Genomic DNA, 16581 nt, shown 5'->3' with positions numbered 1-16581 from the left:
GCTTTCTTTCGACGGAAAAAGCGGCGCAGGAACAGGCGCCGGCGGTTTCCGGGGAGGAGGGTTATTTTATGTATGAACGGGGGAGGATAAATGGCCAAAGAGTTGATTCGCCTGCGGGATCTCTGCATGGCGTTTGACGACGAGCTGGTTCTCGATAACATCAATCTTTATATCAACGATTCTGAATTCCTCACACTGCTTGGACCCAGCGGCTGCGGCAAGACCACAACGCTGCGCATCATCGGTGGGTTTACCACACCCACTTCCGGTGATGTGACCTTTGACGGGGTGAGGATCAATGACGTTCCGCCACACAAACGGCAGATCAACACGGTGTTCCAGAAATATGCGCTGTTCCCGCATCTGGATGTGTTTGAAAACATCGCCTTCGGCCTGCGCATCGCAAAAGTGCCGGAGGAGGAGATACGGCAGCGTGTCACCGAAATGCTGGAGGTGGTCAGCCTGAAGGGCTTTGACCGCCGCCGCATCGACCAGCTGTCCGGCGGCCAGCAGCAGCGGGTGGCCATCGCCCGCGCACTGGTGAACCGTCCGAAGGTATTGCTTCTGGACGAGCCGCTGGGCGCATTGGATCTGCGTCTGCGCAAGGATATGCAGAACGAGCTGAAGCGTATCCAGCAGCAGATGGGCATAACGTTTATATATGTGACCCACGACCAGGAGGAGGCGCTGACCATGTCCGACACCGTGGTGGTGATGGACAAGGGCCGCATCCAGCAGATCGGCACGCCGGAGGATATCTACAACGAGCCGAAGAACGCCTTCGTGGCGGACTTCATCGGCGAGAGCAACATTCTCAACGGCGTCATGGTCCGGGATAAGGTCGTGAAAATGTACGGCAAGGAGTTCCCCTGCGTGGACGCGGGCTTCGCTGAGAACGAGCCGGTGGACGTGGTCATCCGCCCCGAGGATATCGACATTGTCCCCGTGGAGCAGGGCCAGCTCATCGGCACCGTCACCAACGTGACGTTCAAGGGGATGCAGTACGACATCATCGTGGACTTCCGGGGCTTCAAGTGGCTCATCCAGACCACCGACCACTCGCCGGTGGGCGCACGCATCGGCGTGAAGATCGACCCCGAGGGCTTCCACATCATGAAGAAGAGCGAATACTCCGGAATGTTCGGCGACTACTCCTCCTATTCCGAGGAGTATGAGGAATTGGCGGACGCCAGCGTGGAGCTGGAAGAGGAGGAGAGCGAGGATGAAGACTAAGCTCTCCCATTTCGCCATACCGTATGTGGTGTGGATGGCCATTTTCGTGGTGGCACCCATCATCATCATGGTCGTCTATGCCTTCTCCAACGGAGCGGGCGGAGCTACGCTGGACAACTTCGTGCAGATGGGCGGCTACGCCGCCGTGTTCGGCCGGTCCTTTAAGCTGGCCATCATCGCCACGGCCATCTGCCTGCTCATCGGCTACCCGGTGGCGTATTTCATCAGCCGCGAGGGCGCAGCCTTCCAGCGGATCGCCATGGTGCTGATCATGCTGCCCATGTGGATCAACTTCCTGCTGCGGACGTACTCGTGGATGACCATTCTGGAGAACAACGGGCTTTTGAACCAGCTGTTCCAGAAGATCGGGCTTATTGCGCTGTACAACAGCATCACGGGCAGCAGCATCGAGTTTTTTCCGATGATGGATACCCAGGGCGCGGTGGTGCTGGGCATGGTGTATAACTATCTGCCCTTCATGATCCTGCCTATCTACTCGGTCATCGGAAAGATGGACCGCTCACTGTTGGAGGCGGCCAGAGATCTGGGCGCCAACTCGGTGACGGTGTTCCGCAAGGTCATTCTGCCCCTGTCGCTGCCGGGCGTGCTGTCGGGCATCACCATGGTGTTCGTGCCATCGGTGTCCACCTTCGCCATCAGCCGGATGCTGGGCGGCGGCACGGAGCTGCTGCTGGGCGACCTCATCGAGCGGCAGTTTTTGGGCGGCGCGTACAACCCACAGCTGGGCGCGGCTATCTCGCTGGTGATGATGGTCATCGTGGTCATCTGCATGCTGGTGATGAATCGCTTCGGTGAAGGCGAGGAACAGGCGGTGATGCTGTGAAAAAGAAAAGAGACGTGCGGTTCGGCAGCCGCTTTTTCATGGCGCTGATCGGTATTTTCCTGTATGCGCCCATCGTGCTGCTGATCGTGTTTTCCTTCAACGCGGGAAACAGCAACACCGTGTGGAAGGGCTTCTCCCTGATGTGGTATGCAAAGCTGTTCCAGAACCGCATCATTATGCAGAGCGTGTATACCACGCTGCTGGTGAGCCTGCTGGCCACGGTCATCGCCACGGTGGCGGGCACCTTCGCGTCCATCGGCTTCCATGCCATGCGCCGCAGGGCCCGCGACCCGCTGATGATGGTGAACAGCATTCCCATGATGAACGCCGATATTGTCACCGGCGTCAGTCTGTGCCTGCTGTTCGTGGCCTTTTTCAACGGATGGGGCACTTTTGCCGGCTGGGTCAACAGCTGGCAGAGTCTGGTAGTCCTGCCGGAGCGGCTGACCATGGGCTTCGGTACCCTGCTCATCGCCCATGTATGCTTCAACATCCCCTATGTCATCCTGTCCGTAGGCCCCAAGCTGCGGCAAATGGACAAGAATCTGGTGGACGCGGCTCAGGATCTTGGCTGTACGTGGATGCAGGCGTTCTGGAAGGTCATCCTGCCGGAGATCAAGCCGGGCATCGTATCCGGAGCACTGACGGCATTTACCATGTCCATCGATGACTTTGTCATCAGTTATTTTACGGCGGGCTCGTCCGTATCCACGCTGGCCATGACCATCTACGGCATGACAAAAAAGCGTGTCAGCCCGCAGATCAACGCCATCTCCGCGCTGCTGTTCGGTACGGTCCTGCTGCTGCTGGTCATCATCAATGTGCGGGAATCCCGCCAGGAGCGCAAGGCCATGCAGCAGAGGTGAGCATGCGCTCTGACTATTTTATAACGTTCTATTTCAGGAGGATAAAGCATTGAAAAGAATCATCGCGTTTGCGCTGACGGTCATGATGACCGTGGGACTGCTGGCCGGCTGCGGCGACGGAGGCAAGGAGCAGCGTGTTGTCAACGTGTGCAGCTGGGGCGAGTATATCGACGAGTCTCTTATCGGCGAATTTGAGGCCCAGACCGGTATCCACGTCAACTATCAGACGGCGGAGAGCAACGAGACGCTGTACTCCCTGCTCCAGACCGGCGGCGCGGATTTCGACGTGATCGTGCCCTCCGATTACATGATTGGGCGGCTTATCGACGAGGGGATGCTGGCAGAGCTGGATTACAGCGCCATCCCCAACTATGACCTCATTGATCCGCAGTACAAGTCCCTGAGCTTCGATCCGGAGAACAAGTACACCGTGCCCTACAGCTGGGGTACTGTGGGCATCATCTACAACACCAAGATGGTGGATGAGCCCATCACCAGCTGGGGGGCTATGTTTGACGAGAAGTACGCCGGACAGGTGCTGATGATCAACAACTCCCGCGACGCGCTGATGGCGGCCCTGTGCTATCTGGGCTACGACATCAACACCACCGACGAGGCTCAGCTCGATGAGGCATTCCAGCTGGTGAAGAACGCCAAGGACAAGGGCGTGTATCAGGCCTTCGTCATGGATGAGATCTTCGGCAAGATGGAGGGCGGCAACGCGGCCATCGCCATGTACTACGCCGGCGACTATCTGACCATGCTGGAGAACAACGAGGATCTGGCCTTCGTGGTGCCCGAGGAGGGCAGCAACTGGTTCGTGGACGCCATGTGCGTCCTGAAGTCCAGCCAGCATAAGGACGAGGCCATGGAGTGGATCAACTTCATCGCCGGAACGGACGCCAGCCTGGCCAACATGGACTATATCTGGTATGCCTCCCCCAACGCCGAGGCGCTGGCGGAGTACCCCGCCTACTACGAGGAGCAGAACGGTGAGGCGCTGGATCAGGAGCTCTACAACATCATGGCGGCACCGGCCGACGTGCTGGATCGCTGCGAGCTGTATGTGAACCTGCCCCAGGAGACGCTGAAATACTACGACAAGCTGTGGACCCAGCTGGGCGTGTAACACGCAGGCTCTTTGAGGACAAAACAGCACCGCGCCTGTGGCCGCGGATACAGCTGCGGCCAAGGTGCGAGGAAAATTTTAAATCAGGAGGTACGAACATGATCGAGACCGGCATGACCCATACCGTGGAAAAGACCGTGACCGCCGACATGACCGCCAAAGCCATCGGCTCCGGCGGGCTGGAGGTGCTGGGCACCCCCTACATGATGGCCCTGATGGAGTGCGCCGCCATGTGGTGCGTGCAGAACGAGCTGCCGGAGGGCAAGGGCACCGTGGGCGTGGAGATCGCGTCCAGCCATCTGGCCCCCACTCCCGTGGGAATGAAGATCACCGCTACCGCCGAGGTGACGGGCGTCTCCGCCAACGGCAAGATGATCACCTTCAAGGTCAGCGCCTCCGACGAGGACGGCCTGATCGGCGAGGGCACCCATACCCGCGCCGTCATCGACAACGCGCGGTTCCAGCAGAAGTGCAGCGACAAGCTGCATAAGGTCAAGTAAAGCAGATACGGCAAAAAGGACTTCCTGTACGAGGGTACAGGAAGTCCTTTTTTGCGCCCTTGCGGCGGCGCGGCATATCTGGTACAATAATAAGGTTAAGAAAGCGGAAAGGGGAGAGCATATGCGCGTACTGGCCACCATAGCGTTCTCCTTTGCGGCAGGACTGTTTCTGGTACTGCTGCTGCCGTGGTCCGGATGGTATCTGTGGGCGGCGGCGGGGCTGGCGCTGGCCGCGCTGGGCCTGTATCTGTGGGGGCGGACGCAGAAGCGGTTCCGGCGGGGCCGGCTGATCCTGTGGCCGCTGGCGGCGTCGCTGGTGTATTTCACCGCGTATCAGGCGGTGGTGCAGCAGCCGGTGCTGGACCTCTGCGGCACGGAGACGGCGTTTGCCGGCACCGTCTGCACCTGGCCGTGGGAGACGGAGCGAGGCGCTGCGGTGACGGTGCGGCTCCATGGGATGCACGGGGCCAAGGCTACGTATTATGGCGGGGAGGAGCTGCTGACGCTGGAGCCGGGGCAGACGCTGTCCGGCGCGGCGTGGTGGCAGGATGCCTCCAATATCCGAGGCACAGAGCTGACGCAGTTCACTGCCCGAGGCGTATACGCCCTGCTCTATCAGCGAGACGAGCCGGAGGTGGGGCAGGGCAGCGCAGGACAGCTCCGCTGGCTGCCGCTTCGGGCGGCGCGGGCCATGCAGGAGAGGGGCGCCGCCATCTGGGACGACCAGTCGGTGCAGGGCTTTCTGATCGCGGAGCTCACCGGCGACCGTGCGGCGCTGCCGGAGGGCGACGCCGTGGTGATGGAGGAGACGGGACTTGCCCATCTGTTCGCGGTGTCCGGCCTGCACTGTGCGTTTCTGGTGACGCTGCTGGGGCTGCTGACCCCGGGGAACCGGCGGCGGACGCTGTGCGCCGTGACCATACCGGCGCTGCTGTTCTATATGGTGATGGTGGGCCTGTCGCCATCGGTGGTACGGGCCTGCATCATGCAGATATTCCTGCTGACTGCGCCGCTGTTCCGGCGGAGCAGCGACGGCCTTACCGCTCTGGCGGCGGCGCTGGGTGTCATCCTGCTGGCCAACCCCTTTACGGCGGGGAGCGTCAGCCTGCAATTGAGCTTTGCCGCCGCGCTGGGCATGGTGCTGCTGACACCGCGGCTCTATCAGACGCTGAGCGGCTGGTATCACGGGCAGCGGCGGCTGGTGGAGCGGATGATCCGCTTTTTAGCGGCCAACCTGGCGGCTACGCTGGGAGCCATGGTGTTCACCGCGCCGCTGATCGCATGGTACTTCAACATTTTCGTGATCGTGGCGCCGCTGGCCGGGCTGCTGGCGGTGCCTGCCGCGGGCTGGAGCTTCATGGCGGCCTTTATCACCACCCTGCTGGGGCTCGTGTGGCTGCCGCTGGGGCAGGTGCTGGGCTGGGTGTCCTTCGCGCTGGTGAAGTACATCCTGTGGGTGGCGCGGACGCTGACGGCGCTGCCGTTCCACGCCGTCTATTTCAACAACCGCATCCTCATCTACTGGATGCTGTACAGCTATATCGCGTTTATCGGCTGCGCCGTCACGAAGGACCGGCGGCGGAAGTACGCCATGGCGGCGGTGCTGTCGGCGATGATGCTGGCGGTGTCCGTATGGCTGGGAGATACCGGCCGGTACGGTGTCATGAACGCCCTGGCGCTGGATGTGGGGCAGGGCGAGAGCGTGGCCCTGTGGTCCGGCAAAGAGGCGGCGCTGGTGGACTGCGGCAGCAGCAACAGCTACGTGGACGCAGGCGGCGTGGCGGCGGATCAGCTGGCCAGTCTGGGCGTGCGCAAGCTGCGGTGCGTGGTGGTGACCCACTACCACGCCGACCACACCAACGGCCTGTACGAGGTGATGGAGCGCCTGCCGGTGGAGACGCTGTATCTGCCGGACATCGAGGACGAATACGGCGTGCGGCAGCGGTTGGTGGAGCTGGCGGCGCGCAAGGGCACGGACGTGGTGTTCGTGACATCCCCCACCGTTCTGACGCTGGGGGAGATGACGCTGACGGTCTATCCGCCGGTGGCGGCGGAGGGCGACCTTAACGAACAGGGCCTGTCGGCGCTGGCCACGGCGGGCGATTTCGACCTGCTGATCACCGGCGACATGGCGGGGAGCACCGAGCGGAAGCTGGCAGAGACATATCCTCTGCCGGATATAGAGGTGCTGGTGGTGAGCCATCACGGCTCGCGGTACAGCTCGGACGAGACGTTCCTGCGTGCTACCCGGCCGGAGGTGGGCATCATCAGCGTGGGCGACAACAGCTACGGCCACCCCTCCGGTCAGGCTATGGAGCGGCTGGAGGACATAGGTGCGGACATCTGGCGCACGGACAGGCAGGGCACGGTGCGCGTCACGGTGAAGGGAGAGGACTGACATGGCAAAAAAGGAGAGCCGCAGCGGCGGCTATGAGGCGCTGCGGGCCGCCGTGAAGGCAGGCGTACCGGCCAATCTCTATATTTTCTACGGTGAGGAGCGCTATCTGCTCCAGACCATGGCGCAGCGGCTGAAGGAGCTGCTGATCCCTGCGGGCTTCGAGGAGTTCAACTACCACCGTCTCACCGGTAAGGGCCTGACGGTACAGGAGCTGGCGGAGACGGCAGAGGCCATGCCTATGATGGCGGAGCACACCCTCATCACCGTCACGGACATGGACATCTTCAAGCTGGACGAGGGACAGCGGACGGCGCTGATCGATCTGCTGTCCGACTTCCCGCCCTACTGCACGCTGATCTTCCTGTACGAACAGCTGACCTACAAGCGGGACGGGAAGATGAAGAAGCTGTGCGCCGCCCTGAACGAGTACGTGCAGGAGGTGGAGTTCGTCCAGCAGGAGCGAAAGGACCTGCTGAACTGGCTGAAGCGGCGGTTCGCCGCCGTCGGCCACGACATCGACCAGACGGCGGCAGACCACCTGCTGTTTACCTGCGGCAGTCTGATGCGGGGACTGATACCGGAGATCGAGAAGATCGCCGCCTACGCAAAGCACGAGCGCATCACCATGGCGGACATCGACGCCGTGGCGGAGCCGGTGCTGGACGCCCGCATTTTTGACATGACCAACGCCGTCACGGCGCGGAACTATGACCGCGCCGCCGGTGTCCTGGCGGAGCTGCTGCGGATGCAGATGGAGCCTATCGCCATTCTGGCGGCGCTGGGCAAGGAGCTGCGGCGGCTGTATACGGCGCGTCTGGCGCTGGACGGCGGCAAGGACCGCGTTTGGCTGAAGGAGCTGTGGAGCATGAGCAGCGACTATCCCGCCAAGCTGCTGCTGCAGGCGGCGCGGAACGTGGATCACGACTGGTGCCGTCAGGCGGTGAAGCGCTGTCAGGTGCTGGACCGCCGTATGAAAAGCGAACGCAATATGGATAGTGAGGGCGAGCTGAAGCTGCTCCTCATGGAACTGGCAGGTGGGCGATGAAGCCCCGCGTCCGCGAGGTCATCGTGGTGGAGGGCCGCTACGATAAGAACACGCTTTTGCAGGCGGTGGACGCCGTGGTGGTGGAGACCGGCGGCTTCGCCGTGTTCCGCAACGGGGAAAAGGCCGCGTACCTGCGGCGGCTGGCGGAGAAGCGCGGAGTGATCCTGCTGACAGATCCCGACGGCGCGGGCTTCGTCATCCGGAACCATCTCAAGGGCATCCTGCCGCCGGAGCAGGTGAAGCAGGCCTATGTGCCGGACGTGTACGGCAAGGAGCGCCGCAAGAAAAAGGGCGGGAGAGAGGGGAAATTAGGCGTGGAGGGCATGCCGCCGCAGGTGCTGATCGAGGCGCTGCGCCGCGCAGGCGCTACGTTTGAGGACGGGACGGAGGCTCCGCAGAGGGCGGGACTGACCAAGGCGGACATGCTGGAAAAGGGGCTCATCGGCCCCGCGTCTGCGGAGAAGCGGGCGGCGCTGCAGCGGCGGCTGGGCCTGCCGGAGCATCTGACGGCCAACGGCCTCATGGAGGCGCTGGACACGCTGCTGACCCGAGAGGAATTCGATGCGCTGTGAGTTTTTTACAGGAGTGCGGGCAAACCCCTTGCAATTTCCGGCAGCGGCGGGTATAATAAACCATTGTTTTCACGCGAAAACAAATAACGACATACAAGGAGTGTGAGAAAGATCATGGCCGAGGAAATCAAGCCCCCCGAAACGGAGGAGTCCGGCAAAAACTTTATCCTGAATTTCATCGACGAGGACATCGCAGAGGGTGGTCAGTTCCAGGGAATGACCGTCCACACCCGTTTCCCGCCGGAGCCAAACGGCTACCTGCACATCGGACACTGCAAGGCGCTGACCATCGACTTCGGCACTGCCGAGAAGTACAACGGCCTGTGCAACCTGCGAATGGACGACACCAACCCCACCAAGGAGGACGAGGAGTTTGTGGAGGCCATCAAGCAGGACATCCACTGGCTGGGCTTTGACTGGGGCGACCGCTTCTTCTACGGCTCCGACTACTTTGAGGAGGACTACCGTCAGGCGGTGCTGCTCATCAAGAAGAGGCTGGCCTACGTGTGCCAGCTGACGCCGGAGGAATTCAAGGCCAACCGCGGAGATATCGGCATCCCAGCCGTGTCCCCCTACCGTGACCGGCCCATTGAGGAGAGCCTGGACCTGTTCGCCCGCATGCGGGCGGGGGAGTTCCCCAACGGCGCGATGACGCTGCGGGCCAAGATCGACCTGACCAGCGGCAACTTCAACATGCGCGACCCCGTCATCTACCGCATCAACCACATGAGCCACCACCGGCAGGGCGATAAGTGGTGCATCTATCCCATGTACGACTTTGCCCACCCTATCCAGGACGCGCTGGAGGGCATCACCCACAGCCTGTGCTCTCTGGAGTTTGAGGCCCACCGTCCCCTGTACAACTGGGTCATCGAGCACTGCGAGCTGCCGGCCCGTCCCCGCCAGATCGAGTTCGCTCGTCTGGGCATCGACCACACGGTGATGTCCAAGCGGAAGCTGCGCAAGCTGGTGGAGGAGAACTATGTCTCCGGCTGGGACGATCCCCGTATGCCCACGCTGTGCGGCCTGCGCCGCCGGGGCTATACCGCCGCGTCCATCCGCAATTTCTGCGAGCGCATCGGCGTGGCCAAATCCCCCAACGTCATCGAGTACGGCTTTCTGGAGCACTGCCTCCGCGAGGATCTGAACGCCAACGCCGAGCGCACCATGGCGGTGCTGCATCCGGTGAAGCTGACGGTCACCAATTACCCCGAGGGACAGAGCGAGACCTTCACTGTGGAGAATAACCCCACCGATCCCACCCAGGGCACCCACGACATCACCTTCTCCCGACACCTGTGGATCGAGGAGGACGACTTCATGGAGGTACCGGTGCCCAAGTACAAGCGCCTGACCCCCAACGGCCCCGAGTGCCGCCTGAAGGGCGCGTACCTCGTCACCTGCACCGGCTGCGTCAAGGACGAGAATGGCCGCGTGACGGAGGTGCTGTGTACCTACGACCCCGATTCCCGCGGCGGCGACCCCGCCGACGGCCGCAAGGTCAAGGGTGCTACGCTCCACTGGGTGGACGCGGAGAACTGCATGGACGCCGAGGTGCGCCTGTATGACAACCTGTTCTCCGACGCCACGCCGGACGGCCCCGACAAGGACTTTCTGGCCTGCCTGAACCCCGAGAGCCTGACGGTGCTCAGAGGCTGCAAGGTGGAGCCGGAGATGGCCGCCGTGGCCGCCGCCTTCGACAAGAAAGAGGGACGTACCGGCGTCAACGCCCCCACGTTCCAGTTCATGCGGGTGGGCTACTTCTGCCTGGACAATCGGGACAGCACGGCGGAGCACCTGGTATTCAACCGCAGCGTGTCCCTGAAGGACAGCTTCAAAAAGTAAACGGAAAGAGCGTCTCCGGCGGAGCCGGAGGCGCTCTTTTTTACCCGAACCACCCCTTTTTCCGGTGGGGCGGCGGTGGCGGCTGGCGCTTCTGGAAGGGCTTGTCGATGAGGATGATGTCGTCGCCGAACTTCTGAATGCAGTCCCACGGGACATAAAAATCCTCTCCGCGGCCGAACAGCCCGAAGAACCGGCACGGCCCAAAGACGATGATGCCTTTCACCGTGCCCTCCGGCACCTGTACGTCCAGATCGCCCACACAGCCAAGGCGGCAGCCGTCACAGAGATTGATGACCTCCTTGCGCCGCAGCATGGAAAATTTACACAGCATCGCGCTCACCCCGTGCAAGCCTATGCGCCGCGCCGCCTGTCCCATGCTGTCGTTTCCGGGAACATTCCGCCCCGCGGAATAGCCGCTGCAGCGGCGGGAAATACTGCCACTATCACAGTGGAAGGACGGGCGGACATGCGGGGAAAGGTGGAGATCTGCGGCATCAACACAGCCAAGCTGCCGGTGCTGAAAAACGATGAGATGACGGCCCTCCTGCGCCGCACCAAGGAGGGCGACAGAGCGGCGCGGGAGCAGCTGATCTGCGGTAACCTGCGGCTGGTGCTGTCGGTGATACAGCGGTTCCTGGGCAGAGGCGAGAACGTGGACGATCTCTTTCAGGTGGGGTGCATCGGCCTGATGAAGGCCATCGACAACTTTGACATCAACCAGCCGGTGCGGTTTTCCACCTACGGCGTGCCCATGATCGTGGGGGAGATCCGCCGCTATCTGCGGGACAACAGTGCCGTCCGCGTCAGCCGCAGCATGCGGGATACGGCCTACAAGGTATTGCAGGGGCGGGAAAAGCTGATGGCGGAGACCCAGCGGGAGCCTACCGTGGAGCAGATCGCCAAGTATCTGGACATCCCGCGGGAGGACGTGGTGATGGCCATGGACGCCATCGTGGACCCCGTCAGCCTCTACGAGCCGGTGTACGCGGACGGCGGGGGCGATGCGGTGTGTGTCATGGATCAGGTGCGGGACGACCGGAACACCGACGAGAGCTGGCTGGACCGCATCGCGCTGAAGGAGGCCATCTCGCGGCTGGACCCGCGTGAGCGGAGCATCCTGGCCCTGCGGTTCTGCCAGGGCAAGACCCAGATGGAGGTCAGCGGCGAGATCGGCATCTCTCAGGCCCAGGTATCGCGTCTGGAGAAGGGGGCCATCAGCGCTATCCGGCGGAATATGTGAGCGGACGCAAAAGGCGCGGCAGGGGAGACCCTGCCGCGCCTTTATGCCGTTATTCCGCCGGTTCTGCCGCGACCTCCGGAGCCTCCGGCTCTGCGGGCTCCTCCCACGGGACCATGGTGGCCACACAGCGGTTGATATTCTTGCCCTCATTGAAGAACTTCCGCTCATAGTCGGTCATGACGCCCACGGCGCCGTCCTTATGCAGGTCCGTAGTGACCTCCGACAGCTGAAAGCCGAACTGAGGGATCTCCTCCACTGACCAGGCGAACAGCTTGTCATTGTCTGTCTTGAAGTGGATCTGCCCGCCGTCGGCCAGCACCCTGCGGTACTGCTTGAGAAAATTGCCGTGGGTGAGCCGCCGTTTCTTCTGATTGCTCTTGGGCCACGGGTCACAGAAGTTGATGTACAGCCGGTCCACCTCACCGGAGGCAAACATGTCCGGCAGCAGCGCCGCATCGCCGTCCACGAAGAACACGTTCTTCAGGCCGGCGTCCATGGCCCGCTCCATGGCGACCACCATGGCGTCCGGCACCTTCTCCACGGCGATAAGCAGCACATCCGGCTCTGACAGCGCCGTGTCCACGGTGAAGCGGCCCTTGCCGCAGCCCAGCTCCACCCGCAGTTCCTTCGCATCGGGCATCAACGTCCGCCATTGGCCGCGCATGGTGAAGGGATCGCGGACGAGACAGCTGCTGCACGCCTCCATGCGGGGCAGCAGATTTTTCTTTTTACGCATACGCATGGCACAGAACTCCTCCTGTATATGGTGAATACCGGCGGTCATTCTACCATATCTGCTGCCTGTTTGTAAACCTCTGTTCCGCAGGTGACCGGATTTTTGAGGCGTTTCCGACAGTTCACCCTTCAAAATGCGCAAAGAACGGCCGCAACTTTTGTAAGAACTGCTGAAAAAGAAAAAGCACCGTCAGTTGCACTTGATAAAATTCTAACAGTCTACTATAATGCAGTATGTATGGGAGGGTCATGCCCTATGGGCGCGATCCCGCCCGCGACAGCTACCGCCGCCTGCGGGCTGCGGCGCACGAGGATGAAGGAGGAATGGATATGACCCATGTTCTGCTGGAAAAGAAGGAGCATATCGCCGTGGCTACCATTAACCGGCCCAAGGCGCTGAACGCTCTGAATTCCGAGGTATTGTCCGACCTGGATGAGCTGGTGGATATTGTCACCGCCGACCAGGACATTTATGCGCTGATTATCACCGGCAGCGGCGAGAAGGCTTTCGTGGCCGGCGCCGACATCGCCGAGATGAGCACCCTGACCAAGGAGGGCGGCGAGGCCTTCGGCAAGCACGGCAACGACGTGTTCCGCCGCATCGAGACCCTGCCCATCCCCACCATCGCCGCAGTCAACGGCTTTGCACTGGGCGGCGGCTGCGAACTGAGCATGAGCTGCGACATCCGCCTCTGTGCCGACACTGCCGTGTTCGGTCAGCCTGAGACCGGCCTGGGCATCACCCCCGGCTTCGGCGGCACCCAGCGTTTGGCTCGTCTGGTCAGCCCCGGCATGGCAAAGCAGCTGATCTACTCCGCCAAAAACATTAAGGCGGACGAGGCTTACCGCATCGGTCTGGTCAACGCCGTGTATCCGCTGGAGGAGCTGATGCCCGCCGCGGAGAAGCTGGCCCAGACCATCGCCAAGAACGCACCCATCGCGGTGCGCGCCTGCAAGAAGGCCATCAACGACGGTCTTCAGACCGACATCGATCAGGCCGTGGTCATCGAGGAGAAGCTGTTCGGCAGCTGCTTCCAGACCGCCGATCAGATCGAGGGCATGGGCGCCTTCCTGGAGAAGCGCAAGCACGAGCCCTATCAGAACAAGTAACACAGGTTAATTGACAGGCATCTGCCTGATGATTAAGTCATTCATGTAAAAATTTGATTTAGGAGGAACTATCATGAAAGTAGCAGTATTTGGTGCAGGTACGATGGGCAGTGGTATTGCTCAGGTTTTCGCAGCGAAGGGCCACACCGCCCTGATGTATGCTTCCAGCACGGCCAGCGCACAGCGTCATAAGGATAAGCTGGCAGCCTCCCTGAATAAGAAGGTCGCCAAGGGCAGGATGACCCAGGAAGCGGCTGACGATATTATGAGCCGCGTTCTGGTCGAGGAGTTCGACGCCGCCGCCGATGCCGATCTGGTCATCGAGTGCGTCGCCGAGAACATGGCCGTCAAGAAGGAGCTGCTGGCCAAGCTGGACGCTCTGTGCAAGGATGAGACCGTCTTCGCCTCCAACACCTCCTCTCTGTCCATCACCGAGATGGGCCAGGGCCTGAAGCACCACCTCATCGGTATGCACTTCTTTAACCCCGTGCCTGCCATGAAGCTGGTGGAGGTCATCGCCGGCGGCAACACCCCTGCGGAGCTGGTGGATTACATCAAGAACCTGTCCACCGAGATCGGCAAGACCCCCGTGGTGGTCAACGAGGCTCCCGGCTTCGTGGTCAACAAGATCCTGATCCCCTATTGCAACGAAGGCGTTTGCGTTCTGCAGGAAGGCGTTGCCTCTGCGGAAGATATCGATATTGCTATGCAGCTGGGCTGCAACCACCCCATGGGCCCCCTGCATCTGGGTGACCTGATCGGTTGGGACGTGGTCCTGAACATTATGGACGTGCTGTTCAACGAGACTCACGATAGCAAGTATCGCGCAAACGTGCTGATCCGGAAGATGGTTCGTGCGGGCAAATTGGGTATTAAGTCCGGCGAAGGCTTCTTCAACTACAATAAGTAAAAATCAGGAAAAGGAGAAAAGAGTATGGATTTCCATCTGACTAAGGAACAGCTGCTCGTTCGCAAGATGTACCGCGAATTTGCAGAGAACGAAGTAAAGCCCCTGGCCACTGAGATCGATGAGGAAGAGCGCTTCCCCATGGAGACCGTCGAGAAGATGGCGAAGCTGGGCATGATGGGCATTTACTTCCCCAAGCAGTACGGCGGCGCTGGCGCCGATGTGCTGTCCTATGCAATGTGCGTGGAGGAGCTGGCTAAGGTCTGCGGCACTACCGCTGTTATCGTTTCCGCCCACACCTCCCTGTGTGCTGCCCCCATCTTTGAGAACGGCACCGAGGAGCAGAAGATGAAGTATCTGCCCGACCTGTGCTCCGGCAAGAAGATCGGCGCTTTCGGCCTGACCGAGCCCGGCGCCGGTACCGACGCCCAGGGCCAGCAGACCACCGCTGTGCTGGATGAGTCCGGCGAGAACTACATCCTGAACGGCTCCAAGTGCTTCATCACCAACGGCAATGTGGCTGATACCTTCGTCATCATCGCCGTCACCGGCAAGACCACCGACAAGCGCGGCCGCACCATGAAGGAGATCTCCGCTTTCATCGTGGAGAAGGACGACAAGGGCTTCTCTCAGGGCAAGCACGAGAAGAAGATGGGTATCCGCGGCAGCTCTACCTGCGACCTGATCTTCGAGGATTGCGTGATCCCCAAGGATCGTATGCTGGGCAAGAAGGGCGAGGGCTTCAAGATCGCTATGAAGACGCTGGACGGCGGCCGTATCGGCATCGCTTCCCAGGCTCTGGGTATCGGTGAGGGCGCCGTTGAGGAAGCCATCAAGTATACCAAGGAGCGCGTGCAGTTCGGCAAGCGCATCTCCCAGTTCCAGAACACCCAGTTCCAGCTGGCGGATATGCATACCCGTATGCAGGCCGCTCAGTATGTGGTTTACGCTGCTGCCATGAAGAAGCAGAACCACGAGCCGTACTCCATGGATGCCGCCATGGCTAAGCTGTTCGCCGCTGAGGCCGCTTCCGATGTGACCCGCCGCGCCGTGCAGCTGTTCGGTGGTTACGGTTACACCCGTGAGTATCCTGTGGAGCGCATGATGCGCGATGCCAAGATCACTGAGATCTACGAGGGCACTTCCGAGGTCCAGCGCATGGTCATCGCCAGCAATCTGGGCGTTAAGTAATTGAGGAGGTAAAAGGTAAAATGAAAATCATCGTCACTGTGAAGCAGGTTCCCGATACCTCCGGTAAGGTGGCCGTGAACCCCGATGGCACCCTGGACCGTGCGTCCATGCAGACCATCATCAACCCCGATGACATGAACGCCGTTGAGGCGGCTCTGGCTCTGAAGGACGAGCTGGGCTGCAAGGTCGTGGCGTTCACCATGGGTCCCCCTCCCGCAGAGGGCATGCTGCGTGAGCTGATGGCCATGGGCGTGGACGAGGGCGTTCTGGTCACCGCTCGTGAGTTCGGCGGTTCCGATACCTACGCTACCTCCCAGATCATCGCCGCTGCCATCGACACCTACGGCATCGACGAGGATGACATCATCCTGGCTGGCCGTCAGGCCATCGACGGCGATACCGCACAGGTGGGCCCCCAGATCGCTGAGAAGCTGCATCTGCCCCAGGTCACCTATGCCGGTGAGATCACCAAGGACGGCGACACGCTGACCGTGAAGCGCATGCTGGAGGACGGCTACATGACCATCAAGGTCAAGACCCCCTGCATGATCACCTGCATCAAGGAGCTGAACACCCCGCGTTACCTGTCCGTGGGCGGCGCGTTCGAGTGCTACAGCAAGCCTCTGGTCACCATGACCTATGAGACGCTGAAGGATCACGAGCTGATCGATGCCACCACCATCGGTCTGAAGGGTTCTCCTACCAACATTCTGACCTCCTTCACGCCCCCTCAGAAGGGCGCGGGCATGATGCTCGAGGGCGCTGACAAGGCTACCACCGACAAGCTGGCAGGCATTCTGGCCGCCAAGCACATCATCTAAGGAAGGAGAAACGAAAATGGCTTTTAATAGTGCTGATACCGCTGCCTTCAAAAACGTATGGGTTTTCTGCGAGCAGCGTCAGGGCGTGATGATGCCCACAACCTTCGAACTGATCTCCGAGGGCCGGAAGCTGGCCAACGAGCTG

16 protein-coding genes and 1 pseudogene are annotated in these 16581 nt (G+C 61.2%); 15 read left to right on the top strand and 2 right to left on the bottom strand.

Annotated features, from left to right (window positions below; translation table 11 throughout):
• Positions 1–90 precede the first annotated feature (90 nt).
• The 9 genes from potA to ACZM22_RS08085 all read left to right on the top strand — a co-directional run bounded on the left by potA (position 91) and on the right by ACZM22_RS08085 (position 10432).
• Complete coding sequence (gene potA, locus ACZM22_RS08125) at positions 91–1233, top strand: spermidine/putrescine ABC transporter ATP-binding protein (RefSeq protein WP_484438314.1); 1143 nt, start codon at positions 91–93, stop codon at positions 1231–1233.
• Complete coding sequence (locus tag ACZM22_RS08120) at positions 1223–2077, top strand: ABC transporter permease (RefSeq protein WP_484438313.1); 855 nt, start codon at positions 1223–1225, stop codon at positions 2075–2077. The genes potA and ACZM22_RS08120 overlap by 11 nt, the downstream gene beginning before the upstream one ends.
• Before the next feature lie 38 nt (positions 2078–2115).
• A complete protein-coding gene (locus tag ACZM22_RS08115) occupies positions 2116–2943 on the top strand; it encodes an ABC transporter permease (protein WP_484438358.1) in 828 nt (275 codons plus the stop codon).
• A 49-nt stretch (positions 2944–2992) separates the two neighbouring features.
• Positions 2993–4072 carry an ABC transporter substrate-binding protein gene (locus ACZM22_RS08110; RefSeq protein WP_483269055.1) on the top strand — a complete coding sequence of 360 codons (1080 nt, stop codon included), beginning with the start codon at positions 2993–2995 and terminating at the stop codon, positions 4070–4072.
• A gap of 98 nt (positions 4073–4170) precedes the next feature.
• Complete coding sequence (locus ACZM22_RS08105) at positions 4171–4572, top strand: thioesterase family protein (RefSeq protein ID WP_483269054.1); 402 nt, start codon at positions 4171–4173, stop codon at positions 4570–4572.
• 121 nt (positions 4573–4693) lie between these two features.
• A complete protein-coding gene (locus tag ACZM22_RS08100) occupies positions 4694–6970 on the top strand; it encodes a DNA internalization-related competence protein ComEC/Rec2 (protein ID WP_489543702.1) in 2277 nt (758 codons plus the stop codon).
• A 1-nt stretch (position 6971) separates the two neighbouring features.
• Positions 6972–8015: a DNA polymerase III subunit delta gene (holA, locus tag ACZM22_RS08095; protein WP_489543701.1), complete on the top strand. Its 1044-nt coding sequence runs from the start codon at positions 6972–6974 to the stop codon at positions 8013–8015.
• Positions 8012–8587, top strand: a complete 576-nt coding sequence (locus tag ACZM22_RS08090; RefSeq protein ID WP_484437915.1) for a ribonuclease M5 — start codon at positions 8012–8014, stop codon at positions 8585–8587. The genes holA and ACZM22_RS08090 overlap by 4 nt, the downstream gene beginning before the upstream one ends.
• A 114-nt stretch (positions 8588–8701) precedes the next feature.
• Positions 8702–10432: a glutamine--tRNA ligase/YqeY domain fusion protein gene (locus tag ACZM22_RS08085; RefSeq protein WP_489543719.1), complete on the top strand. Its 1731-nt coding sequence runs from the start codon at positions 8702–8704 to the stop codon at positions 10430–10432.
• A gap of 40 nt (positions 10433–10472) precedes the next feature.
• Here the strand turns inward: ACZM22_RS08085 and ACZM22_RS08080 are convergent, their stop codons facing one another.
• On the bottom strand, positions 10473–10763 hold the full coding sequence (locus ACZM22_RS08080) for a YlmC/YmxH family sporulation protein (protein ID WP_483268968.1): 291 nt from the start codon (positions 10761–10763) through the stop codon (positions 10473–10475).
• A gap of 135 nt (positions 10764–10898) precedes the next feature.
• On the opposite strand from ACZM22_RS08080, the gene sigG reads away from it, so the two are divergent.
• Entirely contained in the window at positions 10899–11672 is a 774-nt protein-coding gene (gene sigG / locus ACZM22_RS08075; RefSeq protein WP_483268964.1) for an RNA polymerase sporulation sigma factor SigG, read from the top strand.
• 49 nt (positions 11673–11721) lie between these two features.
• Here the strand turns inward: sigG and trmB are convergent, their stop codons facing one another.
• Positions 11722–12414: a tRNA (guanosine(46)-N7)-methyltransferase TrmB gene (gene trmB, locus ACZM22_RS08070; protein ID WP_489543700.1), complete on the bottom strand. Its 693-nt coding sequence runs from the start codon at positions 12412–12414 to the stop codon at positions 11722–11724.
• Between the two features lie 323 nt (positions 12415–12737).
• Between trmB and ACZM22_RS08065 the strand changes: the two genes are divergently transcribed.
• The 5 genes and pseudogenes from ACZM22_RS08065 to ACZM22_RS08045 all read left to right on the top strand — a co-directional run.
• Complete coding sequence (locus ACZM22_RS08065; protein WP_483268967.1) at positions 12738–13517, top strand: short-chain-enoyl-CoA hydratase; 780 nt, start codon at positions 12738–12740, stop codon at positions 13515–13517.
• A gap of 73 nt (positions 13518–13590) precedes the next feature.
• Positions 13591–14427, top strand: a complete 837-nt coding sequence (locus ACZM22_RS08060; RefSeq protein WP_484424639.1) for a 3-hydroxyacyl-CoA dehydrogenase family protein — start codon at positions 13591–13593, stop codon at positions 14425–14427.
• A gap of 24 nt (positions 14428–14451) precedes the next feature.
• A complete protein-coding gene (locus ACZM22_RS08055; protein WP_489543699.1) occupies positions 14452–15615 on the top strand; it encodes an acyl-CoA dehydrogenase in 1164 nt (387 codons plus the stop codon).
• 20 nt (positions 15616–15635) lie between these two features.
• A complete protein-coding gene (gene acrB / locus ACZM22_RS08050; protein ID WP_489543698.1) occupies positions 15636–16436 on the top strand; it encodes an acryloyl-CoA reductase electron transfer subunit gamma in 801 nt (266 codons plus the stop codon).
• Between the two features lie 16 nt (positions 16437–16452).
• Positions 16453–16581, top strand: a pseudogene (locus ACZM22_RS08045) (acryloyl-CoA reductase electron transfer subunit beta); the annotation flags it as partial.

The sequence above is a fragment of the Vescimonas sp. genome, from assembly GCF_057856985.1.
Note: the sequence above shows the minus strand (reverse complement) of the source record. Positions and strands in the feature narration are given on the sequence as shown.